Origin of the sequence: Microcoleus sp. B9-D4, from assembly GCF_036705105.1 — a bacterium.
Taxonomy (GTDB): Bacteria; Cyanobacteriota; Cyanobacteriia; order Cyanobacteriales; family Microcoleaceae; genus Microcoleus.
Window position 1 is genome coordinate 41,229 of record NZ_JAUBTS010000019.1, and the last position, 23,159, is coordinate 64,387.

21 protein-coding genes are annotated in these 23,159 nt (G+C 47.4%); 13 read left to right on the forward strand and 8 right to left on the reverse strand.

Annotated elements, in window-relative coordinates; genetic code table 11:
- Positions 1 to 350: 350 nt before the first annotated feature.
- Positions 351 to 725, forward strand: coding sequence for a hypothetical protein (locus tag QUB24_RS13930; RefSeq protein WP_333153751.1), 375 nt, complete (start codon positions 351 to 353; stop codon positions 723 to 725).
- A gap of 136 nt (positions 726 to 861) precedes the next feature.
- Here the strand turns inward: QUB24_RS13930 and QUB24_RS13935 are convergent, their stop codons facing one another.
- Both QUB24_RS13935 and QUB24_RS13940 read right to left on the reverse strand, forming a co-directional pair.
- Complete coding sequence (locus QUB24_RS13935) at positions 862 to 1,719, reverse strand: Hpt domain-containing protein (protein ID WP_333153752.1); 858 nt, start codon at positions 1,717 to 1,719, stop codon at positions 862 to 864.
- 163 nt (positions 1,720 to 1,882) lie between these two features.
- On the reverse strand, positions 1,883 to 2,809 hold the full coding sequence (locus tag QUB24_RS13940) for a DMT family transporter (RefSeq protein ID WP_333153753.1): 927 nt from the start codon (positions 2,807 to 2,809) through the stop codon (positions 1,883 to 1,885).
- 484 nt (positions 2,810 to 3,293) lie between these two features.
- Here QUB24_RS13940 and QUB24_RS13945 point away from each other — a divergent pair, with 484 nt between their 5' ends.
- Positions 3,294 to 4,094 (forward strand): SDR family oxidoreductase, encoded by an 801-nt coding sequence (locus tag QUB24_RS13945; RefSeq protein ID WP_333153754.1) that lies wholly within the window; start codon positions 3,294 to 3,296, stop codon positions 4,092 to 4,094.
- 97 nt (positions 4,095 to 4,191) lie between these two features.
- Here QUB24_RS13945 and QUB24_RS13950 read toward each other — a convergent pair whose 3' ends face one another.
- On the reverse strand, positions 4,192 to 5,001 hold the full coding sequence (locus QUB24_RS13950; RefSeq protein ID WP_333153755.1) for a calcium-binding protein: 810 nt from the start codon (positions 4,999 to 5,001) through the stop codon (positions 4,192 to 4,194).
- Between the two features lie 198 nt (positions 5,002 to 5,199).
- Here QUB24_RS13950 and QUB24_RS13955 point away from each other — a divergent pair, with 198 nt between their 5' ends.
- The 8 genes from QUB24_RS13955 (at position 5,200) to QUB24_RS13990 (ending at position 14,322) form a co-directional block, all read left to right on the forward strand.
- Positions 5,200 to 6,180, forward strand: a complete 981-nt coding sequence (locus tag QUB24_RS13955; RefSeq protein ID WP_333059329.1) for an ATP-binding cassette domain-containing protein — start codon at positions 5,200 to 5,202, stop codon at positions 6,178 to 6,180.
- Between the two features lie 120 nt (positions 6,181 to 6,300).
- Entirely contained in the window at positions 6,301 to 7,089 is a 789-nt protein-coding gene (locus QUB24_RS13960) for an ABC-2 family transporter protein (protein WP_333153756.1), read from the forward strand.
- Positions 7,090 to 7,566: 477 nt separating this feature from the next.
- Positions 7,567 to 10,131 (forward strand): nitrite reductase large subunit NirB, encoded by a 2,565-nt coding sequence (gene nirB / locus QUB24_RS13965; protein ID WP_333153757.1) that lies wholly within the window; start codon positions 7,567 to 7,569, stop codon positions 10,129 to 10,131.
- Between the two features lie 256 nt (positions 10,132 to 10,387).
- Positions 10,388 to 10,747, forward strand: coding sequence for a nitrite reductase small subunit NirD (nirD, locus tag QUB24_RS13970; RefSeq protein ID WP_333057424.1), 360 nt, complete (start codon positions 10,388 to 10,390; stop codon positions 10,745 to 10,747).
- A gap of 185 nt (positions 10,748 to 10,932) precedes the next feature.
- Positions 10,933 to 13,059: a HEAT repeat domain-containing protein gene (locus QUB24_RS13975; protein WP_333153758.1), complete on the forward strand. Its 2,127-nt coding sequence runs from the start codon at positions 10,933 to 10,935 to the stop codon at positions 13,057 to 13,059.
- Between the two features lie 98 nt (positions 13,060 to 13,157).
- Positions 13,158 to 13,484, forward strand: coding sequence for a hypothetical protein (locus QUB24_RS13980; protein WP_333153759.1), 327 nt, complete (start codon positions 13,158 to 13,160; stop codon positions 13,482 to 13,484).
- A gap of 75 nt (positions 13,485 to 13,559) precedes the next feature.
- Positions 13,560 to 13,730 (forward strand): hypothetical protein, encoded by a 171-nt coding sequence (locus tag QUB24_RS13985; RefSeq protein ID WP_333153760.1) that lies wholly within the window; start codon positions 13,560 to 13,562, stop codon positions 13,728 to 13,730.
- Positions 13,717 to 14,322, forward strand: coding sequence for a hypothetical protein (locus tag QUB24_RS13990; RefSeq protein ID WP_333153761.1), 606 nt, complete (start codon positions 13,717 to 13,719; stop codon positions 14,320 to 14,322). Before QUB24_RS13985 ends, QUB24_RS13990 begins: the two co-directional genes overlap by 14 nt.
- 31 nt (positions 14,323 to 14,353) lie before the next feature.
- On the opposite strand, the gene QUB24_RS13995 is transcribed toward QUB24_RS13990, so the two are convergent.
- From QUB24_RS13995 to QUB24_RS14005, 3 genes are all read right to left on the reverse strand, one after another.
- The gene (locus QUB24_RS13995) at positions 14,354 to 14,542 is read right to left on the reverse strand and encodes a hypothetical protein (protein WP_333153762.1); all 189 of its coding nucleotides are present in this window, start codon (positions 14,540 to 14,542) and stop codon (positions 14,354 to 14,356) included.
- Between the two features lie 57 nt (positions 14,543 to 14,599).
- On the reverse strand, positions 14,600 to 16,300 hold the full coding sequence (locus QUB24_RS14000; protein WP_333153763.1) for a pentapeptide repeat-containing protein: 1,701 nt from the start codon (positions 16,298 to 16,300) through the stop codon (positions 14,600 to 14,602).
- Between the two features lie 431 nt (positions 16,301 to 16,731).
- The gene (locus QUB24_RS14005; RefSeq protein ID WP_333153810.1) at positions 16,732 to 17,148 is read right to left on the reverse strand and encodes a hypothetical protein; all 417 of its coding nucleotides are present in this window, start codon (positions 17,146 to 17,148) and stop codon (positions 16,732 to 16,734) included.
- A 255-nt stretch (positions 17,149 to 17,403) separates the two neighbouring features.
- Between QUB24_RS14005 and QUB24_RS14010 the strand changes: the two genes are divergently transcribed.
- Both QUB24_RS14010 and QUB24_RS14015 read left to right on the forward strand, forming a co-directional pair.
- Positions 17,404 to 19,173 carry a S8 family peptidase gene (locus QUB24_RS14010; RefSeq protein WP_333153764.1) on the forward strand — a complete coding sequence of 590 codons (1,770 nt, stop codon included), beginning with the start codon at positions 17,404 to 17,406 and terminating at the stop codon, positions 19,171 to 19,173.
- Positions 19,170 to 19,391 carry a hypothetical protein gene (locus QUB24_RS14015; RefSeq protein ID WP_333085886.1) on the forward strand — a complete coding sequence of 74 codons (222 nt, stop codon included), beginning with the start codon at positions 19,170 to 19,172 and terminating at the stop codon, positions 19,389 to 19,391. The genes QUB24_RS14010 and QUB24_RS14015 overlap by 4 nt, the downstream gene beginning before the upstream one ends.
- 408 nt (positions 19,392 to 19,799) lie before the next feature.
- Here the strand turns inward: QUB24_RS14015 and QUB24_RS14020 are convergent, their stop codons facing one another.
- Both QUB24_RS14020 and QUB24_RS14025 read right to left on the reverse strand, forming a co-directional pair.
- Positions 19,800 to 20,588, reverse strand: a complete 789-nt coding sequence (locus QUB24_RS14020; RefSeq protein ID WP_333153765.1) for an SDR family oxidoreductase — start codon at positions 20,586 to 20,588, stop codon at positions 19,800 to 19,802.
- 314 nt (positions 20,589 to 20,902) lie between these two features.
- The gene (locus QUB24_RS14025; protein ID WP_333153766.1) at positions 20,903 to 21,808 is read right to left on the reverse strand and encodes a nuclear transport factor 2 family protein; all 906 of its coding nucleotides are present in this window, start codon (positions 21,806 to 21,808) and stop codon (positions 20,903 to 20,905) included.
- 185 nt (positions 21,809 to 21,993) lie between these two features.
- Here QUB24_RS14025 and murG point away from each other — a divergent pair, with 185 nt between their 5' ends.
- Positions 21,994 to 23,091, forward strand: a complete 1,098-nt coding sequence (murG, locus tag QUB24_RS14030; RefSeq protein ID WP_445300409.1) for an undecaprenyldiphospho-muramoylpentapeptide beta-N-acetylglucosaminyltransferase — start codon at positions 21,994 to 21,996, stop codon at positions 23,089 to 23,091.
- Positions 23,092 to 23,159: the final 68 nt, after the last annotated feature.

Below are 23,159 nucleotides of genomic sequence, written 5' to 3' on the forward strand. Positions count from 1 at the left end.
TCCGAGAATCAGCGAATCAAAAAAGATTTAGTCGAAAATCAGCCTGCAGTATTTGTTGCTGTGAGACCAGCCTCAGCTTTCTATAAATTTTACCGACTTGGCTCCTCTATACTATCGCTTCCCGATGTTAATTATCATAGCAATTGTTGCCATTCTTCAAGTATGTTTAATAATTTGCCAAATTTTTAATAGTTGTGTTAAAATTTGCCCTGCTGGAAAAGGGGGAGAGAAATGCGTCTCCAGAGCGGCCTACTTACTGAAATATTAAGTTAAGGTAAGGGTGACAAGATCTGAAAGTCAAGTCACGCTAAGCTCTTTAAGTATACCCAACAGGCCCGACAATTAGACTGATGATCGACTTCAATACAGTTACTGAATTTTCTCATACCTACTGCATAGCTATCTGTGCCTTTTTAGTTCCGGCCAACTTGCTGACTACTTTGCAGACAGCGATTTTGACAGGACTAAACCGACCTCGAATGCAAATTTGGGCGTCTGTGGTTGTCGCCAGCCTTTGGGCTACAGCAATGATATTTCACGTTTTTACCTGGTTCGCGATCGGGGTAGTAATGCCTCCGACATATATCTTGCTAGTTATGGCCATCACTTGTCTGACAATCAATGTCTGGGCGATCGCTCATCCTGCAAGCATGATGCAATTAATTCGAGTTGCGGTATCAGTTGTTAGGGGAGCTTTCAGAAGCAAGAAGGATTTAGTTGTCTAAGAGAGAAAGATCTAGTTATCTAGCAACTCAAAAATAATTTGGCAGGGGGTAATGTGAAAATTTTCAGGAAAAATATTGGTTTCAGAAGAGTTTTTCGGTAGACAAATCGTGCTTCCGAGGGCTGAGTTTTCAGGGGTTATTCCGGTTCGCGATCGCGACAATCTTCTGTTTCCGGGCCGCGGGGATGGATCGTGCAATTGAGCAGGTAGCCGCCGTCGCTTCTGCCGTAATAGTAGCGGCATCCGATGCAAATTGCGGGAGGTTCGATCGCGCTTTGGTAAACCGGATAATCCGCAGTCGCCAGCAGCGAAAAGTCCCGCTGCGTCTGAACATTCCCGATAATAGCGCCGGAGAGTTCGACAGCTTGGCGGATGTTTTCGATCCTGGTGTAAGGCGGCAGGTAAATGTCAACACAAAGGCGTATGCCCTGGCTATCCTGATCGTGGCGGGTAATAGTGCCTCCGAGCAAACCGACGCGCGAAGCGATAGCCGAGGAAAATTCGCTCAGGGAGGTGCAGTAACCGGAGAAAACGTGAATATGTTCGTCCGTAGTAGCTCTCACAGTCAGGCGAGTGGGAATTCGCAATCTCAGGTAAGCGTCGAGTTCGTCAAAAACCGGTTCGGCGAGGGAGAGCATTTGGCTTGCGTCTTCGTGGTTGATCCCAAAACCCTTAGAAACCTTGGACACGAGGGCTGCTAAAATATCAAAAACTTCGGTTAAGAGGGATTGTAGCCTGCTATCAATGGCGATCGGACATTCTCTGAGCAGCTTTAAATAATCCTCCAACCGATGAGCAATGCGCTGAATGCTGCTAAATCCGAGCATAGCTGCTCCCGCTTTAATCGAGTGCGAGGCTCGGATGAGCTGGTGTATTCTTTGGGGAGCTGGCACGGTGTTTTGCAGATATTGCAAGCCTTGTTCGATAATTTGGATCTGTTCCGTGGCTTCTTCGATAAAGTAGCCGATGATCCGCTGTAGTTGTTCTGGCAGCATAATTTTATTCTCCTAAAGGCAGCCGAGTATTATTAGTCATTAGTCAGACCTTTGATAGTTTTGAATCGATATTTCACTGATGAGTTATTGGAGTTTTTAAGCCCTAATTTGTTTTATTCTGACTCACGGCAACTGTAGTGGCAATGTCGAAAACTGTTAACTCTTAACTGTTGACTGTGATTTTTTTTGCTCCCACGGTAGCGATTGCTACCCCCAACAGCAGCACCCCAGCACCTGCGAGTACCGCCGGCGCAGGCACTTCCCCAAACACCAAATAACCCAACCAACTCGCCCCAACCGGTTCAAACAAGATGGCAAGAGTTACCAGAGTTGGGGAAATCTGCACTACGGCCCAGTTCAAAATGGTGTGGCCGACTAACTGAGGCAAAGCGGCTGTTAACAAAATATAAAAATATACAATGTCGGGGTAATTAGTATAAGTAGTGCCGAAGGCGAAGGGGAGAGGCAGCAGGACGATCGCAGCAATAGTATAGGCGATCGCGATATAGCCACCAATTCCCAGTCCCCGCCGCTGAGCTTCCCGGCCCAGCAGCAAATACAAGCTGACAGCCCAGGAACCAGCCAGAGCCAGGAAATCGCCCAGCAGTTGGCTGCTGCCAGCATGGGCTGCGCCCGCACTTCCGAGAGCGATCGCCATTCCCCCAGTCAGGGCTATAGTAATGCCAGCGATCGACATTTTGCTGAGTTTTTCCCCGAACCAGAAGCGCGACAAAAGCGCTACCCAGACAGGATTAGTGGTGACGAGAGCAGTCGAGGCGGCGATCGAAGTATAAGAAAGTGAGGTAATCCAGAGAGCAAAATGCAGGGCGAGACACAAACCCGCAGCAGCAGCATAGCGCCGAGTTCCCGGTTGCAGGGCGTTCCACTGAATTTTCCGCCAAGCCGGAAGCAGAATTAAAGCAGATAAAGTCAGACGAGAGGCCGCGAGTACCAGACTGAAACCCAAACCGCCCGCCCCTGCTGAAAAGTTAGCCAGCCGAATTAAGATTGAGGAAGTTGAGACGGCTAAAACGCCGATAATTAACACTAGGGCGATCGACCAATTAGGCGTTTGTTTCGGAAGATTCATTTTTTAGGCATTGGGCATTGGGCATTGGGCATTGGGCATTGGGCATTGGGCATTGGGAAAATTTATATAGCAATTTTCACATAATGCTGAACACTTTCTGAAGACTTTCTCTTCCCTTCTCTTCTCCTCTCTTCCTTCGTGTCCTTCGCGTCTTCGTGGTTCGTTAAAAAAAAACCGATCGCCATTCTTAAAAAATTCCCATATCCAAGAAATATTAATGTATAGTAGGGGCATGGCGGGTTTATGAAATTGTATATTACGGGCAATTATTGTTGGCGAACCCGCCCCTACAAAATTCAACATCAAACAAGTCCGAATCATCTCGTTTCCGGTTGCATCGGTATTATTCAAACAGTTAACAGTCAACAGTCAACAGTCAACAGTCAACAGTCAACAGTCAACAGTTAACAGTCAACAGTCAACAGTCAACAGTCAACACTCATTCCGGTTCAGCCGGAATTGATATTACAATTTATAACTATCTATGGCTCCGACAGTTTTGATTACAGGCGCTTCTCAAGGAAGCGGCAAAGCAACAGCAATTTTATTTGCAAGTAAAGGTTACGATGTAGTTATGGTAGCTCGCCAGCCAGAGAGATTGGCAGCAGCAGCGGCCCAAGTGCAGCGAGAAGGCACTTCCGCTGTAGCTATTCCGGGGGATGTGGGCGACATTCAACAAGTGCGGGCGATCGTCCAAAAAGCCCTAGATGCCTGCGGCAGCATCGATGTTTTGGTTAACAATGCTGGGATTTGTCTCACGGGGGCGATCGAACACACTACCTCCGAAGACTGGCAGCAATTAATGAATACCAATTTTTGGGGCTGCGTTAACACAATTCAAGAAATGTTGCCACATTTTTTGGCACGAAAAACAGGGACAATAGTCAATGTTGGTTCCATTGGTGGCAAAATGCCTTTGCCTCAAATGACTGCTTATTGTGCCAGCAAATATGCAGTAACCGGTTTAACAGAAAGTTTGCGATTGGAATTAGCCCCTCAAGGTATTCACGTTTGCGCCGTGCATCCGGGCTTGATTAACAGCGATTTTTTAGAAAGAGCTCAATTTCGCGATCGAGACGAACCCGCAGTCGAATTGCGCCGTCAGCAAATGAGCAAAATGCTGAAATCTGAGTGGGCAACTCAGCCCGAAGAGATTGCTAAAGCTATCTGGGATGCTGTGAAAAATCAGCGTGCAGAAGTTACCGTGGGCCCTGCTTTTTTGGCGTCGGAAGCTTATCGGTTGTTTCCCGGTTTGATGCAGTGGGCAATGGCAAAGGGCAACTGAAGAACAGGCTCTCCGGCCTGTTCCACAAAAACTGAGTTTTTTTTGGGGAACGGGCCGGAGAGCCCGTTCTTGAGAAATAATTAATCAATTAGGTGCTTCAAAGCAAAGAATTAGCATTAATAAAACGGCCGTTTAAATCGGCTGGGGTCACGTTCAACACAGTACCCAACAAAGCATTAGTAACACCGAATCTAATATTAGTAGCTTCCACACGGCCGTTGCCATCGGGATCGAGACTTCGCTGGGAGATGCCACCCTTGGCTAACAAACTTGTTCCCCCCGCTATAGTTGCAGGATTGATCAGCAGCAGTCTCGGATCGTTCAAGCTATAAGTGACCTCTTCCAAGGAGATATTGCTGCTGGTAAATGCCACACTAATTCCAATCGAATCGCTAGACTTATCAAAATCCACAACTACCGCGTCAGGAACTTCAATTCCAACTACTCTGCTTCCCGCTTGATCGACTCTAAAAACAAATACATCGCTCCCCCCACCACCTTGGTAAATATCCACATCTCTGTCGCCAATTAAAGTATCATTACCGTCTCCGCCCACTAACAAATCAACACCTTGCCCTCCGCGCAGGAAATCATTTCCCGCACCCCCATCAAGGAAATCGCTATTTCTATCTCCTGTCAAGAAATCCTCGCCAATTTCTCCCAAAACATCGTCATCATCTTTGCCACCGTAAATAGAATCACTGCCGACACCGCCTAACAGACTGTCTTTACCATCGTTGCCGAAAATCCGTTCTGCATCTGACGAGCCCCTGACAGTATCATTGCCGCCCACCATCCAAAGTCCCCCAGCAAAACTAGCAAGTTGTCCTGGTGCAAGTGTAATATTTTCAGGAGAATTGTCTCCTACCAAACGAGAGATGCCTGAATTATCTGGGGTGAGTACCATAGTTGTAAACTTTGTGCGATGTGAGCATGGATATTGTGCAATATTCTACAGCTTAGTAGGGTGCGCCAGAACACAGTTACTTTCTCACTCGCGATCGAGCCATCGCTGGCGCACCCTACTAGACAGCTCGATCGCTCCATCTTGGCACAAGCCTGATGGAAATACCCTAGATTAAAATAAAAGTTAAAATTTGAGCCGATGCCAATTATCTTAGTTGAAGACTTGAGCAAAGTTTATCCGGTAGCGATTAAAGAACCGGGGCTTAAAGGAACAGTGCGACACTTTTTTAGTCGCACTTACCGCAATATCAAAGCAGTTGAGGGCGTTTCTTTCAGTATTGAACCGGGGGAAGTCGTGGGGTTTCTAGGTGCTAACGGTGCGGGCAAAACTACTACGCTGAAAATGCTGACGGGTTTGATTTATCCGTCTGCGGGTACGGTGAGAGTGTGCGATCGTACTCCTTTTCGTCGCGAAGCAGATTTTCTGCAAAAAATCACCTTAGTGATGGGGCAGAAACAGCAGTTAATTTGGGATTTACCTGTGCTTGACTCTCTGCGAATTAATGCCGCAGTTTACGGCATTCCCGATACAGATTATCGGCGGCGAGTCGGAGAATTAACAGAGATGCTGTCACTAGAAGGCAAGTTAAATCAGCCAGTACGAAAGCTTTCTTTAGGCGAACGCATGAAAGCTGAATTGATGGCGGCCCTGCTGCACCAGCCGGAGGTATTATTTTTAGATGAACCGACTTTAGGTTTGGATATAAACGCACAGTTTAGCGTCAGGCAATTTCTGCGAGAATATAACGAGCGCTATCAAGCAACGGTGCTGTTGACGAGCCATTACATGGCTGACATTACTGCTTTGTGCAAGCGCGTTTTGTTAATCCATGAAGGGCAATTAGTTTATGATGGCAGTTTGGACGGATTGCTCGACAGGTTTGCACCTTATCGGGAAGTTCAGGTAAAATTAGCTAAGCCGCTGGCCAAAGATAGTGCTTTTGCTTACGGGGAGGTAGAATCTATTGAGGGACAATCGGTGCGGTTTTTGGTTAAAAGGGAAGAGTTGACGGTGAGCGTGGCGAAGATTTTGGCGGACTTGGATGTAATAGATTTGACTGTTACTGATCCGCCAATTGAAGAGGTAATTGGTAGAGTTTTTCGCACGGGAAAAGTTTAATGTTTTTGGCTGGCTTCATTCTCCATAACAGGCAAGATGCCTGTTCCACTAGAGTTCCAATATTTTGTGGAACGGGCATCTGGCCCGTTGCTAACACGAAAAATTAAATCTACAATTGATATGACAAAAGCCATCAAAATTGCTAAAACTTTGCTAGTTACCTACTATGCTTATATGCTCGAATACCGGGCGGAATTGTTTTTGTGGGCGCTGTCGGGAGCTTTGCCGTTTATCTTGATGGGCGTCTGGATGCAGGCGGCCGAAACTGGTCAATTTGGGCTGAATTCGATCGACTTTGCCCGTTATTTTTTAGCTGCTTTCATTGTCAGGCAAACAAATGTAGTTTGGGTGATTTGGGAGTTTGAAAAGGAAGTAGTGCAAGGCAGGCTATCCAATAGATTGTTGCAGCCTCTCGATCCTGTATGGCACCACTTTGCATCTCACGTTTCCGAAAGGTTTGCGAGGCTGCCGTTTGTATGCGGATTAGCGCTGCTGTTTTTTGCACTTTACCCGCAGTCTTTTTGGCTGCCGAGTTTGGGCAGGTTTTTGCTGTTTTTGTTGGTTATCGTCTTGGCTTTTTGCTTGCGGTTCCTGATACAGTATACCTTTGCGCTGTTTGCTTTTTGGTTGGAAAGGGCAAGTGCGATCGAGCAATTCTGGTTTTTAATTTACCTATTTTTATCGGGACTTATCGCGCCGCTAGAAGTGTTTCCCGCACCCGTGCGCGAAGTAGTTTTGTGGACGCCGTTTCCTTATTTGATTCATTTTCCCGCTTCAATCTTGATCGGATTGCCCGTAGATCTAGGCCGCGGTTTGTTGGTAATGTTGGGTTGGAGTGCGGTGTTTTTTGTGTGGAATCGCTGGCTTTGGCGGCAGGGTTTGAAGCAGTATTCGGGCATGGGAGCTTAAATAATAATTAAAAATTAGAAAACTGTAAGCTGCGTCACAGTAAAAATGTTAATTGTTTTGTCAAAAAGACGTGACGCACCCTACTTAACTGTCGAGTAATATCATGTCTGATCGATTGACCATAATATCCCGGCCGGGCGGGTTTTTGAGATTGTCAATTATTGGCAGATATTGGCAGGTTTACCCGCCCCTACCTGATTTCGGGCGAAGCGAAGCGGAGGGAATCGACCTGACATGATATAAATCTCAAATCTCAAATCTCAAATCTCAAATCTCAAATCTCAAATCTCAAATCTCAAATCTCAAATCGACTGACGCACCTACTTAAGTCGATCGCAGACATGATGCAAAAATGCAATCGGGAGTATTCGACAATTGCATAAATATCCATTTTTTGTATCTATAAGTACAAAAATTTACAATAAACTCTTATATTAATTAACCCAACGACTGATAAACGGGATAAAATAAATTCTAATGACAGCCAAAAAAAACCTCATTGTAATCGGCAATGGCATGGTAGGTCACAAGTTCCTGGAGTTAATGGTGAGCTCGGATGCTGCCAAACACTGGAATTTAATTACTTTTTGTGAAGAACCGCGCGTTGCTTACGATCGCGTAAACCTCAGCGGATTTTTCTCTGGCAAAACAGCGGGAGATTTATCTTTAGTTGCACCGGGATTTTATCAAGAAAACGGCATCCAGATTCACATTGGCGACAAAGCAGTCGCCATTAATCGGGAACAAAAAACAGTCTCTTCAGCCAACGGTTTAGAAGTTCCCTACGACAAAATTGTTCTCGCGACCGGTTCCTATCCATTTGTGCCATCAATTAAAGGCAAAGACGCTACAGGAACTTTTGTTTACCGGACAATTGACGACCTGGAAGCGATGTCCGATTACGCTAAAAATTGCAAAATAGGCGTAGTAATTGGCGGCGGTTTGTTAGGTCTAGAGTGTGCTAATGCTCTGCAAAATATGGGCTTAAAAACTCACGTTGTTGAGTTTGCATCGCGGCTGATGCCCGTGCAAGTTGACGAGATTGGCGGGGCAATTCTCCGCAGCAAAATAGAAGAGTTGGGGGTTTCGGTTCACACCAGCAAATCTACCACAGAAATTGTCAGCGAAGATGGCAAAGTTACTAAAATGCTGTTTGCTGACGGTTCGGAATTGGCAACAGATATGATTGTGTTTTCTGCTGGCATTCGCCCCCGCGACGAAATTGCCAGAAGTTGCGGTATAGAAGTAGGAGAACGCGGTGGCATTGTGATTAATGATAGCTGCCAAACCTCCGATCCTGACATTTATGCGATCGGAGAATGCGCCCTGTATCAAAATCGCATCTACGGCTTAGTTGCGCCTGGGTATACAATGGCAAGCGTAGCAGCAGATATTTTGAGCCGTGCAGCGGATGACGGGCAAGATGCCCGTTCCACAAGCACTTTTACAGGTGCGGATATGTCCACTAAACTCAAATTATTGGGGGTGGATGTCGCTAGTTTTGGAAATCCTTTTCCCAAGTCGGGCGATGCTAAAGAAATTGTTGTCGCTGACACCTTCCAAGGCATTTACAAAAAATTAGTTTTAAATCAAGACGGCAGCCGAATTTTAGGCGGAATTCTCGTAGGAGATGCTTCGGCTTACGGCACTTTGCTGCAATTCATGCAAAATGAAATTGCTCTGCCGCCGCATCCCGAAGATTTGTTAATGCCACCGCGAGAAGGGGGAGCACCGGCGGGTTTTGGAGTAGACAGTTTGCCGGATTCTGCTCAAATTTGTTCTTGCAATAATGTTACCAAAGGGCAGATTTGTGCAGCGATTCGCGATCGCAATTTAACCGATGTTGCCAGCGTCAAAAAATGCACTCAAGCTGGTACTGGCTGCGGCGGCTGCGTGCCTTTGGTGACGGATATCTTCAAGGCGGAGATGAAGAAAGCTGGGTTTGCAGTCAAAAATAATCTCTGCGAACATTTTGAATATTCTCGTCAAGAATTGTACCATTTAGTGCGTTCTCAAGAGATTAAAACCTTTGAGGAGTTGATTGAAAGACACGGCAAAGGTAAGGGCTGCGAAATTTGCAAGCCTGCTGTTGGTTCGATGCTGGCTTCTACTTGGAATGACCACATTTTAGAGAAGTCTCACGTCGGTTTGCAAGATACGAACGATTACTTTTTGGCAAACATTCAGCGCGACGGTACTTATTCGGTGGTGCCGCGAATACCGGGGGGAGAAATTACGCCGGATAAGTTGATTGTTTTGGGTGAAGTTGCCAGGGATTTTGGGCTTTATACTAAGATTACTGGCGGGCAACGGATTGATTTGTTTGGAGCTCGCGTGGATCAATTGCCGCATATTTGGCGTCGGTTGATTGATGCGGGATTTGAGTCGGGACACGCTTACGGTAAGGCTCTGCGTACTGTAAAATCTTGTGTTGGTAGCACTTGGTGCCGTTTTGGGGTGCAGGATTCTACGAGTTTGGCGATCGAAGTTGAATTGCGGTATCGCGGTTTGCGATCGCCCCACAAGCTCAAATCTGCTGTCTCTGGCTGCACTCGCGAATGCGCGGAAGCTCAAAGCAAAGATTTTGGGATCATTGCTACGGAAAACGGCTGGAATTTGTACGTGTGCGGCAACGGGGGAATTAAGCCGCAGCACGCGGTTTTGCTGGCTACGGATATCGATAAGGAAACTTTGATTAAGTATATCGATCGATTCTTGGTTTTCTACATCCGCACTGCCGACAGATTGGAACGCACTGCTACTTGGTTGAACAAACTTGAGGGCGGGATTGAATACTTGAAACAGGTAATAATTGAGGATTCTCTGGGCATTTGTGCTGAATTAGAAGCGCAGATGGAACATTTAGTGAATACTTATCAATGTGAGTGGAAAACGACGATTGAAGACCCACAAAAGGTACAGCGGTTCCAGCATTTTGTGAATTCCGATTTGCCCGATCCGAGTATTGTTCGTGTTGCGGAACGGGGACAAACACGGCCGGCTAACGAACATGAAAAGGCTCTGGTTGGAGTTTCGGAATAACCCATATAATCGGGTTTCCAAGCAGAGCCTAGGAAACCCGGAGATCCCCCCTAGCCCCCCTTAATAAGGGGGGAACAAGAACACTAGATTGAAGTAAATTAATCTCGTTCCCAGGCTCTGCCTGGGAATGAAGTCCCGGAGGCTCTGCCTCCTCTAACCGTAAGCCAGAGCCTCCTTCGGCGAGGAAGAGCCTCGAAACCTACGTTCCCAGTCTCCGGCTGGGAACGAGATTGAAGTAAATTAACAGGAAAAGAAAATGGTTCAATCATTACAAGTTTCCGATACAGTAACAACTTGGGTAGATGTGTGTTCTCTGGATGCGATCGCCCCTTATACTGGAGTTTGCGCTTTAGTTAAAGGCGAACAAGTGGCGATTTTCCGAGTGGGAAACGGGGATGAAGTTTATGCGCTTAGCAATTACGACCCATTTAGCAAAGCTTTTGTTTTGTCGCGGGGAATTGTGGGCGATCGCAACGGCACTCTCAAAGTTGCTTCTCCCATTTACAAGCAGAACTTTAGTCTGACTACCGGGCAATGTCTGGATGATGAAACGGTAAAGATTCCTACTTTTGCGGTTCGGGTTGTAGCCGATCGCGTCCAAGTAGCTGTTAGTTAGATTCAGCGGCTTAATTGTTCGATCGCCATCCGCCAACACCTAACATTCCTGTGGGTGCTGGCGGATTTTGCATGGGGGCCCTCCCGACTCAGTATTTTTCGTATAAAATAGAGTCGATTGGCTCCATACTCCACGCTCGCTCAAAAAAATCTCAACTAATATCCGAGCTGATGCGAGGATGGTCAATGCAAACAAACTTCAGGGAGCAGGGTATCGGTATGTTGTTAAAAAAACTTGTTTCCGAAAATAATCCCCAGACTGTAGCAGAGTTAATCCATGCCCAACTCAAAATCGGTCAACTGACTTGGGGCGAACTCAACATACAAGTTTTCGGCCAGCACTGGCGGGACGAATCTTTGCACGAAGTCCTCAGAGAAATTGCAGCTAAGCTCGACAAAGAAACAGCGAGCCAAATTATAGAATATCTCACAGATCAGAACGGTCAACAAGAAAAATTTATTAATTTGTTTTTAGCAGCGCAATGCTTGTTAAAAGTTAAAAATGATGTTAATAAAAAAACCGAAAAAAAACTGTTAAACGCTTTAAAAAAGTTATCGCAATACGGTACGGGTTTCCTGATTCTTTATCAAAGCGCTCAAGAATTGCAGGAAACTTATCAAATTCGCAATCGATCGATCGCAGCGATCGCCCAAACTTGGAAAAACGACCCGCAAACCCTGCCCTGGCTGAAAATACTCGCTCACTCCACCGACTGTGGAGAAGTCCGGGCCACAGCAGTCGAAGCAATAGCCCGTGGTTGGCCAGACCAGCCAGAAATTTACCTGATGCTCAAAAACCTCGCCAAATCAGATCCAAGCTGGGCAGTGCGATCGACCTGTGTGCGAGAAATGGCTTGTGGTTGGCCCGACACGAGCGATACCTTGCCGCTGCTGAGTGCCCTGGCTCTGTCAGATCAAAGTCCCGCAGTCCGCACCACAGCACTCGAACAGTTAGCCTCTAATTGGCCCGACCGCACAGATACCTTGCTGGTGCTGAGAACCGCCGCCGAATCCGACGAAAATTTGGGAGTGCGAGTCTGTGCGTGGCAAGAAATAGCCAGAGGTTGGCACAGCCTTTTAGGCACCGCCTCCCTGCTCAAAAACCTTGCCCAGACAGGAAGTTCTATCCTGCGAACAGTAGCGGTGCGGGAGTTGGCAGCGGGCTGGCCCGCCGCAACCGACGTTTGCCTGCTGCTGAAAACCCTAGCAGAATCCGACAGCAGCAAAGAAGTACGGACAGCAGCCTTAGAAGAATTGGCCTCGCACTGGCCAGGCGAGCCAGACATTTACGCGCTGCTGAAAACTAAAGCCGAGTTCGACGCGAGTTCGACCGTCCGGCGGGCAGCAGTGCAAGCAATTGCCTCTGGCTGGCCCGGGAACCCCGAAACTCTGACTTTTTTGCAAAATATAGCATTGGGCGATCGCGACGCCGACCTGCGCGAAATAGCCCTACAACAGATAGCCGCAGGTTGGCCCGACCACCCCGAAACCCTGCCCCTGCTGCAAAAAATAGCTGATTCCGAGGATTACTGGACTGTGCGGCAAGTAGTAGTGGAGGCTGTCGCCACACTGGCGTCAGGCAGTCTCGAAGTCTTTGGCTGGTTGCAAAATCTCGCCGAGTCAGACAGACACCTGAACGTCCGAGAAACTGCGGTGGAAGAGATCGCAAAACGCTGGTCTCATCGGGGCGAGACGCTGCCTTTCCTCAAAAGCCGGGTCGACTTGGAGCATGATTCTCACCTGCTGAGCGTGCTGGTGCGATCGATCGTGCGGGGGTGGCCAGACGACCCGGAAACCTTGCCTTGGCTGAAAATTCAGCTCGATTCTGGGGAAGCGCTAGTGCGGGAAGCGGCGGTGCTTGAACTCGCTTACAACTGGCCAGACAATCCTGAAACTTGGATGCTGCTGGAGGCTAAAGCAGAGGGCGATGAGAGTCCCGCTGTCAGGCAAATCGCTTTGCAAAAGTTAGCGCGCGGGTGGACAAATCAGTCTCAAACTTTCGAGTGGCTCAAAAGTAGAGCTCAAAAGGATGAAGATTCGCAGGTGCGGGCGATCGCCCTGGTAGAGTTAATGCGGGGATGGAAAGACGAGCCGGGAATGTTTGAGTTTTTGCGCGATCGAGCTTTGAGCGATCCTGACAATCAAAACGGTTCTTTTCCTTACAATCCCAGATTTACAGCACTCGAAGCGATTATCGAACATTATCCCGAAAATCCGGGAGTTGTGCCCTTGTTGCGATCGCTTGCAGTTTCCGACGCCGACGAGCAAGTGCGGGCCTTAGCGGGTCGCCGGCTCCGCAGCCAAGACTGGTAAACCGAAATAATTCATGGTCGGGAAAGCAACCAGAAAGTTATCTGTAGGTTGCAATGTTTAAGTAAAATACTGATGGATATAGAGTAGGAGTTTCCACTATGCAGACACAATGGTATTTATGTGAAATCGCAAATTATCCTGAGAGTGAAGGCGAGAGGCTAAAAAAAACTAATAACTTATCGGTTAAGTATCCTAATGTTTTTTTTAGTGAGATCCAGGCTATTACGGGCACCGCAGTTGAAAACAACAAAAAAGGTGAAGGAGCATGGTATGTATGGCTACCAATAATTCCTCGTGTTGGTGATACATTACAGTTTGTTGGTTGGCAAGTACAAGTCTCTAACGTTATATTGGAAACTGATTGGGATAGTGAAACAGGTATTAAAGAAGGAGTTTTTATGTCAGCCCGGATCGACATTCATTAGGTTGTCTTGGCAGGGAGAGCGATGCTTGCACAATTAGCGATCTGTTACAATAGAATTAGTTAATCGGATTTAGTAATGAAGTACCCACTCCATACAGTTTCCAAACCAATCTCAGGTAGCGAAGTTCAGAAACTTGCCCATGCCCTTAAGAGTGGTGGTTATGTTGCAAATGAAGCTGCTTTGGCTTTAGCTAAAAGGATCGCCGCTCGTCGCCATCGTCAGACAACTGCCAATGCCACCAAGTAGTAAGTTTGCTGGAGTTGATTTTTCCGACTTGGCTGTCGAGCAGTTGACCTCCGCTCTTGCTATTTCTGGTCAGGGGTTTCGCTGTCTGCGCGGTGAGTTTGTCACCTACTGGCGACAAGGACGGATTCAGCGAGAGATAGACGCTCATATTAGTCAATGCTGGATTTTACGCTGTGAAGACAGTTTGGCAGGTTACATCACCCTACTGGCAGATAAACTGGAAGTTGATGAATCAATCCTGCTTGACGAAGGCGTTCAGTATCGATCGTTTCCAGCCATCAAGATTGGTTTACTAGCGGTAGATAGACGTGCCAAAGGAGCAGGTCGCCGTCTGGTTGAATGGGCAGTAGAGTACGTTGCAGCGGAAGTTTCACCTACGGTTGGTGTGCGCTTTATGACCGTTGACGCACTTTATGACCCGGATACTATTCCTCCCTATGACGCATCTGGCTTTTACGAGAAGTTTGGTTTTCAATTTGTCGATCCTAATGAGTCGTTACCACCATCTGTGCCTTACCGCACAATGTATCTCGATCTTAAGCCATTGATCGATTTGTTGAGTATCCAAGATATTGAATCAACCAAAGATTAACGGGTTGTGAAACGGCAGGGTAATTTTACTGTTAAACTACGAGATTAGTTGGTGGATGCCTATTCATTCCCACAAAAGGTCGATCGCATACCGCACCGCTTCCCCCATTACCGAACAGCGATCGATCGCACTCCGAAGCCGTTTTCTCCCACATAAGCAACTGTTCCCGAAAAGCTTGGTATTGCTTAGTCTGCTGCACGAAGCTTGCAGTTTCCGACACCGACGAGCAAGTGCGGGTATTAGTCGCTCTCCGGCTTCAAATGTTAACGATTAACTGTTAATAATCGGTCAAAAGGGCGATCGCATACCGCACCGCTTCCCCCATCATCGAACAGCGAACGCGATCGGACGCCGTTTTCTCCCACCTGAGCAACTGTTCCCGAAACACCGGGTCTTGCTTAGCCCGCTGCACGATCGCCTGACTAATGACTTTCTTTTGAATCTGCTCTGTCGGGATACCTTGCTGCTTCAAATAATCCAACAGCCGCTGCACACTTTCAGAGAATTTATCCGGCGTCTGAGACATCAAAATAAACGAAATTTGGCGCACCATTCGCTGGTAGATTTCCTGTCTTCTGAGCAACGCCTCATTCTGACTCGGCTCCGCATTGTTACTAGGAACAGCCAAGTCGAGCACACTCAAAATTTCATCGCCCTTGGCTAAAACCTTTTCCAACATATCTGGATAAAGCTCCAAAATGCGATCGCCCAAAATCTTGCCATTCACCAAACGGTTCGCGCTCAGCCTCAGTAAATTTTGTTCTCCCGCAGAATCAAAAAATTGAACGTTGAATTTGAGTTGGTGGCTTTCCAACTCCACCCGCCGCAGCGTAAAAACCAAAGCCTCCCAATTAGGAGATTCATCAAAACACACCTTGACAATAGAACTGTCCTCTTGATGCTGCCGCCCCAATTCCCCCGACTCAAAATCGCGATCGACCGGAAAGCGATTTGCCGCAACTTTCGCAGTATAATCAAACTGAGTAAAAACATAGCTGCAGTCAACTCTCGACAGATCGACATCTTGAACTTGCCAATTTTGAATGCAGCAACCCGTAAGCTGCGCCCCCTCCAAATTCGTCCGAATCAAACGGCACTCAATCAAACAAGCTTCTCTTAAATCCGCCTCACCCAACATCGCATCCATCAAATAAGCGCCGCTCAAATCAGCTTTCCGCAAATCAGCACTTCGCAAATTAGCTTCGCTCAAATCCGCCCGCAGCAAATACACTCCTTGCAGGTTAGCTCGCAGCAAAAGCGCCTTCTTAAAACTCGCTTTCAATAAATAAGAACCCGCCAGATTAGCTCGACTCAAATCAGCGTTATCCAGCACCGCCTCAGTCAAATCGGCCCCCGCCAGCACAGCTCGGTGCAAGTCAGCGCCCGTCAGATTTGCCGATCGCATTTGAGCGCCATTCAAGTCAGCTTCAATCAAATTTACACCGCTCAAAATTGCCGATCGCAAATTCGCTTCCACCAAATGCGCTTCCCGCAAATTAGCACCCGTTAAATTAGCACCAACAAGACTGGCGCGGTTGAGATTCGCCTCCATCAATTCCGCCGCCATCAACTTCGCGCCGTCGAGTTTAGCCCCGGCAAAATTAATTTGGTCAGATTTAACTTTTTGAAGATTAGCACCCCCCAAATCCGCTTCCGGGAACGCAGCCCAATTGAGTTCTGCTGCTTCCAAACAAGCAAGGCGCAAATCCGCTTTAGCAAGATTTGCCCCGCTCAAATTTGCCCCGCTCAGATTCGCCCCAGCCAGCCCCGCACTGCGGAGATCCGCGCGCCGCAAACAAGCCCCTATCAACTTGGCATTGCTCAAAAAAGACCAGCTTAAATTAGCACCGGTCAAGTTAGCACCAGTGAGGTCTATTTCTCGCAGGTTAACACCGCTTAAACTAGCGCCGCTGAGGTCAATGTGACCAAAGTTTCGCTCTCCCTGTTGATAGCGCTGTAAAAATTCTTGTGTTTGCATTCCGCAGATTGGGGGGCTGGCAATTTAGCTGTTTTAGGACGCGCTGGTCAATCGATTTTAGATTTTAGATTTTAGATTTTAGATTAAAGCATTGACCCCACAGATAAATACGTTCGGCAAGTTTCATCGGATACAGGTTTTTTATTTCTGGACGGATGAATCACGTGGCGGGTATCCTGGATGCGAGGGGGTCAATAACTTGAACTGTAAGGTACGCACGGAACACGAGCGGGCTAAGCACGGGAACACTACTCCTACTACTTACTGCAATAACTCATGTCCTCCGGGTGATCCGTGCGTACTTTACCCCTATAGATGGCAGTTCAAAGGATTTGTTGCCTAAGTTCTATTTCTACTACCACTTTTACAGACTTTTGTAATTTCAAGTAGCCCAGTTCATATCTGATACGCTGCCCAGCCGGAGAGTGTTTTTACCTAAAGCGCTGCAATTCTTGCTGCAAGTGTTTTCCCCATTTAGTCGCTAGAGGAATTTCTGTAAAAGGGACCTGCACCGCAGCACCATCTTTCAACAAAAATTCGAGGGCGATTGGACTCCCAGAACTCGGCGGCGACTCTAAATCAACTGCCTGAGAGTTGACTAACAACCGCAGCGACTGCACGTCTTTTAAAGAAAAAGTTTGCAAATTCACAGGCCCGCTGCGAGTAGGTTTTCCCCAAGTTAAACTGTCTTCTTGCTGACCAAGTACAGCATAAATATCGTACTTGGCTTTAGCGAATTGTTCGGCCCAGACGCGATACGCTTCCAGCTTTTGATACTCGTTCCATCCAGCCCAAGCTAGCCCAATAAAAATTGCCAGCAGCGGCAGCCACATTAAACCTCTTTCCATGCAATACCCTTGTTGAAAATAGTCGCTTGTTCTGTTTCTCATCTTCTCTAATGATACAATTAATTGAACTCCTAAAACTTGCTCTGCAATTTAAACTAGAAATTAGAGCAATTTTTGATCTAGCAACAGCCACCGCCGAAAACTACCAAACGCCCGCGTGCGAGAGCCCCACAAGTCGCAGCAAGGAAAACTGGCGCTGGCGGTGAAAAGTGGGTTATTGTGGTGAACACGCCTTCCCTAAACGGACGATCGGCAATGAAAAAGTTTTTCCTTCTGTGCTTATTTTTAATCGGTCTCGGCTGGGCGATTTCTAATTTCCCAGGACTTGCTACTCAAGGCACTTACGACTCGATTGTGCTGGATTTCCGCGAAGATGTCGGTAATGCCACGATCGCCAAGCAAGTAGAGGCGATCGCCCAGCAGTACCAAGTCGCACCGCAACTCAACAGCGAATTCTCAGCGGGCGACAATGTATATGTAGTTAAGGGCGATCGCACTTTGCTAAACGCCCTGAGAAAATCAAATTTGGCTAAAGATACCGAATACATTGAACCGAACTTTGTCTACAGCGCTTTCGAGATTCCCAACGACCCCATGTATACCAAGCAGTGGAATCTCCGCAGTATCAACGTAGAATCTGCCTGGAACGAAACCAAAGGCAGCGGCACAACAGTAGCGATAATTGACACGGGTATTACTCCAGTCGCTGACTTAAAAGAAACCAAATTTGTACCGGGCTACGACTTTGTAAACGATCGCGCCGAAGCCTACGATGACAACGGCCACGGTACTCACGTCGCAGGTACTGTCGCCCAATCAACTAACAACAATTACGGCGTTGCGGGCATCGCCTACGAAGCAGCTTTAATGCCGCTAAAAGTGTTAGGCGGCAGCGGTGGTGGCACGGTTTCTGACATCGCCGAAGCAATTAAATTTGCTGCTGACAACGGTGCAGATGTTATCAACATGAGTTTAGGTGGCGGTGGTGAAAGTCAGTTAATGGAAGAGGCGATCGACTACGCCCACTCTAAAGGCGTTGTCATCATCGCAGCCGCCGGCAACTCCGGCGACAGTTCCGCTTCCTATCCCGCCCGCTATCCCCACGTCATCGGCGTTTCCGCCCTCGGCCCCGACGACGAAAAAGCCTCTTACTCCAATTTCGGCGCAGGGGTTGACATTGCAGCCCCCGGCGGTTCTGAAATGGGCAAGATTTTACAGAGTACGATCGACCCGGAAACCGGCGCCGAAGTCTTTGAAGGCTACCAAGGCACTAGCATGGCTTCTCCCCACGTTGCAGCCGTTGCAGCCCTTGTCAAGGCCTCCGGCATCACAGAACCAGACGCAATTCGCAGCGTACTCTTGCAGTCCTCGCGAACTGTCACTGAAGATCCGTTAAACCATTTTGGTTCGGGACACCTAGACGCAGCCGCAGCAGTTCAACTAGCCCAGCGCGGACAAATCAACTTCCGCGATTTCTTCCGCTGGCTGCGCGATAACGGCTATCTCAACCCCCGGTTTTGGATTGACGGCGGTGCAGTCGCCCTGTTGCCTAAAATTGCAATGGTGCTCGGTTCTTACCTGCTGGCTTTCTTGATGCGGAATTATTTCCCCTTCGCCTGGACTTGGGGCTTTTCCGGTGGCTTGATTGCTGGTAGTTCTGGGTTCTTTTTCCTGCGGAACTTGTTTGTATTTGACTTGCCACAGTGGCCGATGCGGGTGATGGGCAGTTCTATTCCCGAACTCGGCGGTGCAATTAATGGCAGCAGTATGCTGAATCCCTTTTTTGCTAGCGTTTTGATTCCTGGGATTTTGATTGCTTTGCTGTTGGGACATCAACAGTGGAAGTGGATCGCGATCGCAATTTCGATCGGTTTTGCCAGCAGTTTAGCGGTGAATGCTTTTGTGTCTCCCACAGTCTGGGGATTGGGCACAGGTTTGGCATCACAAACATTTTTGATTGTCAATGCTTTTCTGTGTTTCGGACTGGCGCGTTTAGCAATTAAAACAGAGGTGCGATCGGCATGAGTATTACTGTCAAAGGTGAAATTGAACGCAAAGGATTAGGCCCGGGCACTTGGGCTTTGGTTGGCCAAGATGGGGAAACTTACGAACTTAAGGATGCTCCTTCTGACTTGAAAAAAGCTGGTTTGAAAGTCAGTGTTAAAGGTGAAGTCCGCAAGGATGTGATGACGTTTGCTATGATCGGCCCGGTGCTTGAGGTGCAGTCTTTTGAGGTGTTGTAGGTCGATCAACTAATCCAGCTTTCGAGCAAAAAAAACCCCGGCCAAAATTGGCTGGGGTTTATTAATCAGGGTGCATCTACTAATTTAATCTCCCGCAAGAGAGCAACTCTTTCAGGACACTTTGGCAGAATTTGGCAATTTGTGGCGACGGCGTGCGAGATCCAAAAAAAAACCCGGCCAAAATTGGTCGGGAGTTAATTAATCAGGGTGCATCTACTAATTTAGTCTCCGGTTCGAGGTGCACCTGTTCCGGACAGTTTGGGAAAATTTGGGAAAATTCGTGGTTTGGGGTGCGAGATCCAAAAAAAAACCCGGCCAAAATTGGTCGGGAGTTAATTAATCAGGGTGCATCTACCAATTAAGCTTCCTGAGAATTCGATCGCAATCCGGACACTTACCACTAAAAACTCACAACTCTTTTCGGTGAACCAGAGTTGCACTCGCTTGGTCTGTCGGAACTAGCAAGATTTCGCTAATATTGACGTGGGGCGATCGCGTCGCGCAAAAATACACGACATCAGCCACATCGTCCGCAGTCAGCGGTGTCAATCCTTGATAGACATTTTTTGCTTTTTCTGAATCGCCGTGAAACCGGACATTGCTAAATTCTGTTTCCACCAAACCTGGCTCTATTTCCGTCACTCGCACGGGTGTTCCTAAAAGGTCTTGTTTTAAGCCTTCGGAAATCGCTCTCACCGCTGCTTTGGAAGCGCAATAAACATTACCTTTCGGATAAGCTTGGCGGCCTGCTATTGAGCCGATATTCACTACGTGGCCGCGGTTTCGGCTTACCATTCCCGGCACAATCGAGCGAGTCATGTAAAGCAAGCCTTTAACATTGGTATCAATCATTTCTTCCCAATCTTGAAAGTTGCCTTCGTGCAGTTTGTCTAAACCACGGCTCAATCCCGCATTGTTAATCAGAATATCAATGTTTTTCCAGGCATCGGGAAGTGCAGCTATCGCGGATTCAACTTGCGGGCGAGATCGCACGTCCAATTCTAGTAAATAAATCTCGTTCGCCGATGCGATCGATTTTGTTTCTACAAGTTCGTTTGCCAGTCGATCGAGCTTTTCAAGGCGGCGGGCTGCTAAAATTAGTTTGGCTCCACCTTTGGCGAATATCTTGGCACAGGCTGCTCCTATACCGCTACTCGCACCTGTAATGAAAACAATTTGATTTTGGATAGAAATCATACGATTTTAGATTTTAGATTTTAGATTTTAGATTTTAGATTTGGGAATGACTAATGAGATAAGGCTTTGGATATTTCATACTGTCAATTCAACATAATTCTTGTAGTGACGAGTTTAGGGACTTCAGTCATTTCTCTTCAAGATTTTCTTGAACCCGCCACTACTAAAATTACCCAAATAATACCATCCCCTAAAAATGCAACTGTAGACCAGCGCTCCAAACATTTAATTCATAAGTTATTCCCCATCTAAATCTAAAATCTAAAATCTAAAATCTAAAATCTAAAATGGTATAACCCATAACACCTATTTTATTACTTGACAACCCGCAATCGCACACTAACTGTTGCAATTCCACCTTGTCGCATCAAAACTGCTGAAACCCACCGATTTTCGGGCGTAGCCGGAGCTTTACCTACTTTGAAAATTCCCCCGGAATTTAGCAACTCCAACTCGACTTCTGAGGGATTAAAAAAAGTTTTTTCGGTAATTGGTTCCTCCAAAACAGTCCCTATTAAAATATCATCGCCGATCGGCTCTCGAACAATGGCATCAAAATGGTACTCTTCGCCCACCTTAACTTGCTCCGGCAAATTCACTTGAATTGTGGGAGGATTTTGGCCAGAAGTAAGCTGAGTTTGTTCGGCTAAAATCTCTTGACTAACTATTTTTTCGCCTTCAAAGCGCTGCTGAGAACGGATGGTAGCTTTGAGACTTAATTCTCTGCCATCCTTTTTTTGAGTGCCGGCAATTGTAGTTATGGTTTCTGCAATAATCGCGCTACCTTCGGTTTTCCAAGATTTGATCTCGGTGCGATAATTTAAACTTGGATATCTCTCCCAGAGTTGGGTGAGGGCTTTTTCCATGATGCGGCTGTTTAAGCCGTCAGAATGAGTGAAATTCGGGCTGTAAAATGCCATGACTGCTTTGACATCGCGCCGGTTGGCCGCTGCGTCAATTTCTGTTAGCACTTTTGTGAGTGGGGCAGGCGCATTGGCAGGGGTTTGGGCGATCGTTCGGGGACTCGCCCCGATCGCACCGATCGCTGTTGCCGCACCTTGATGCAGCACGCCAGCACTTACCACTGTTAAACATAACAACATTTGAGCGATCGACTGCCCGCAGTTAAAGCCAAAAACGATCGCCTGATCGGCTTTTTCGTCCCGACGGCTGGAAAAATACTCAGATGCACTTGGCACTAAATTCAAAAAATTACGCATTAGGTGATAATTTGGTTATTTGTCAGGAGTCGTGGCGCGGGCAACTGTTCGCCTGCAACGAACACTGACAACGGAAGGACGGACACGGCACAATCTAATTTTAGATTGCTGATTGAAAATTGGCTGAAACTGCCGGAATAATAAGCATAATAATCTAAAACCTCCAATATAAAATCGATTGACCTGTGGAACTTGTACTTGTAAAAGAAACAAAAACCTTGACAAAAGCCCCCCTCCGGTTGTTGGTTGCAGCTAGCGGCACTGGTGGACATTTATTTCCTGCGATCGCCACCGCTAGTCAGTTGAACGACTGTCAGATCGAATGGCTAGGAGTCCCAGACCGCATGGAAACCGAGTTAGTTTCATCCCTTTACCCCCTCCACACGATCGCCGTTGAAGGCTTTCAGCAGCGATTTGGACTAGGTACAGTGCGAATTTTGGGCGGACTCGTCGGCTCGATCCTTCATGTGCGGAAGTTGCTCAAAGCGGGAAATTTTCAGGGAGTCTTTACTACCGGCGGTTACATCGCAGCACCGGCAATTCTAGCGGCTCGCTCTTTGGGTTTGCCGGTGATTCTCCATGAATCTAATGCCATTCCGGGGAAAGTGACGCGCTGGTTTAGTCCTTTGTGCACTGCTGTGGCGATCGGATTTGAAGCAGCAGCCCAGCATTTACCCCGCGCGAAAACGGTGGTTGCTGGTACGCCGGTGCGATCGCAATTCCTGACTCGCCAACCTCTAAATTTGCCAATTCCTGACAGTGTACCTGTTATTTTAGTCATGGGCGGCTCTCAAGGTGCTGTCGCCGTCAATAAGTTAGTGCGCGAGTGTGCTCCGGCTTGGTTTGATGCCGGTGCTTGGGTGGTTCACCTTACCGGAAATAATGACCCGGATGCTGAGAGTTTGAAACACGAGCAATATTTGTCGATGCCATTTTACGACAATGTGGCGAGTTTGTTGCAGCGAGCCAATTTAGCAATTAGTCGATCGGGCGCGAGTGCTCTGACAGAATTAGCAGTGACGGGAGTACCTTCTATTTTAATTCCTTTTCCTCACGCCGCTGACGATCACCAAAGATTTAATGCGGAAGTATTTGCTAAAGTCGGCGCCGCTGTGGTATTCCGTCAAAGCGAACTGACAGCAGAGGTATTGCAAAGCAAAGTGTTGTATTTGTTAAGAGATTCCGAATACTTGGAAAAAATGTCTCAAGCTGCTGCTCAATTAGCGGTGACAGACAGTACAGAACGTTTGGCAAATTTGGTCAGGGAATTGGTAGTACGGTAGGGAGTGTTAAAGTAAATAAGCGATTCCCTTCGGGATAGCTTCGCTTAACGATAATTTGTAACCTGGAG

Excerpts from the sequence above, each read along its gene's own strand:
- QUB24_RS13930 (WP_333153751.1), top strand. The coding sequence starts at position 351 with ATGATCGACTTCAATACAGTTACTGAATTTTCTCATACCTACTGCATA.
- QUB24_RS13935 (WP_333153752.1), bottom strand. The coding sequence starts at position 1,719 with ATGCTGCCAGAACAACTACAGCGGATCATCGGCTACTTTATCGAAGAA.
- QUB24_RS13940 (WP_333153753.1), bottom strand. The coding sequence starts at position 2,809 with ATGAATCTTCCGAAACAAACGCCTAATTGGTCGATCGCCCTAGTGTTA.
- QUB24_RS13945 (WP_333153754.1), top strand. The coding sequence starts at position 3,294 with ATGGCTCCGACAGTTTTGATTACAGGCGCTTCTCAAGGAAGCGGCAAA.
- QUB24_RS13950 (WP_333153755.1), bottom strand. The coding sequence starts at position 5,001 with ATGGTACTCACCCCAGATAATTCAGGCATCTCTCGTTTGGTAGGAGAC.
- QUB24_RS13955 (WP_333059329.1), top strand. The coding sequence starts at position 5,200 with ATGCCAATTATCTTAGTTGAAGACTTGAGCAAAGTTTATCCGGTAGCG.
- QUB24_RS13960 (WP_333153756.1), top strand. The coding sequence starts at position 6,301 with ATGACAAAAGCCATCAAAATTGCTAAAACTTTGCTAGTTACCTACTAT.
- nirB (WP_333153757.1), top strand. The coding sequence starts at position 7,567 with ATGACAGCCAAAAAAAACCTCATTGTAATCGGCAATGGCATGGTAGGT.
- nirD (WP_333057424.1), top strand. The coding sequence starts at position 10,388 with ATGGTTCAATCATTACAAGTTTCCGATACAGTAACAACTTGGGTAGAT.
- QUB24_RS13975 (WP_333153758.1), top strand. The coding sequence starts at position 10,933 with ATGCAAACAAACTTCAGGGAGCAGGGTATCGGTATGTTGTTAAAAAAA.
- QUB24_RS13980 (WP_333153759.1), top strand. The coding sequence starts at position 13,158 with ATGCAGACACAATGGTATTTATGTGAAATCGCAAATTATCCTGAGAGT.
- QUB24_RS13985 (WP_333153760.1), top strand. The coding sequence starts at position 13,560 with ATGAAGTACCCACTCCATACAGTTTCCAAACCAATCTCAGGTAGCGAA.
- QUB24_RS13990 (WP_333153761.1), top strand. The coding sequence starts at position 13,717 with ATGCCACCAAGTAGTAAGTTTGCTGGAGTTGATTTTTCCGACTTGGCT.
- QUB24_RS14000 (WP_333153763.1), bottom strand. The coding sequence starts at position 16,300 with ATGCAAACACAAGAATTTTTACAGCGCTATCAACAGGGAGAGCGAAAC.
- QUB24_RS14005 (WP_333153810.1), bottom strand. The coding sequence starts at position 17,148 with ATGGAAAGAGGTTTAATGTGGCTGCCGCTGCTGGCAATTTTTATTGGG.
- QUB24_RS14010 (WP_333153764.1), top strand. The coding sequence starts at position 17,404 with ATGAAAAAGTTTTTCCTTCTGTGCTTATTTTTAATCGGTCTCGGCTGG.
- QUB24_RS14015 (WP_333085886.1), top strand. The coding sequence starts at position 19,170 with ATGAGTATTACTGTCAAAGGTGAAATTGAACGCAAAGGATTAGGCCCG.
- QUB24_RS14020 (WP_333153765.1), bottom strand. The coding sequence starts at position 20,588 with ATGATTTCTATCCAAAATCAAATTGTTTTCATTACAGGTGCGAGTAGC.
- QUB24_RS14025 (WP_333153766.1), bottom strand. The coding sequence starts at position 21,808 with ATGCGTAATTTTTTGAATTTAGTGCCAAGTGCATCTGAGTATTTTTCC.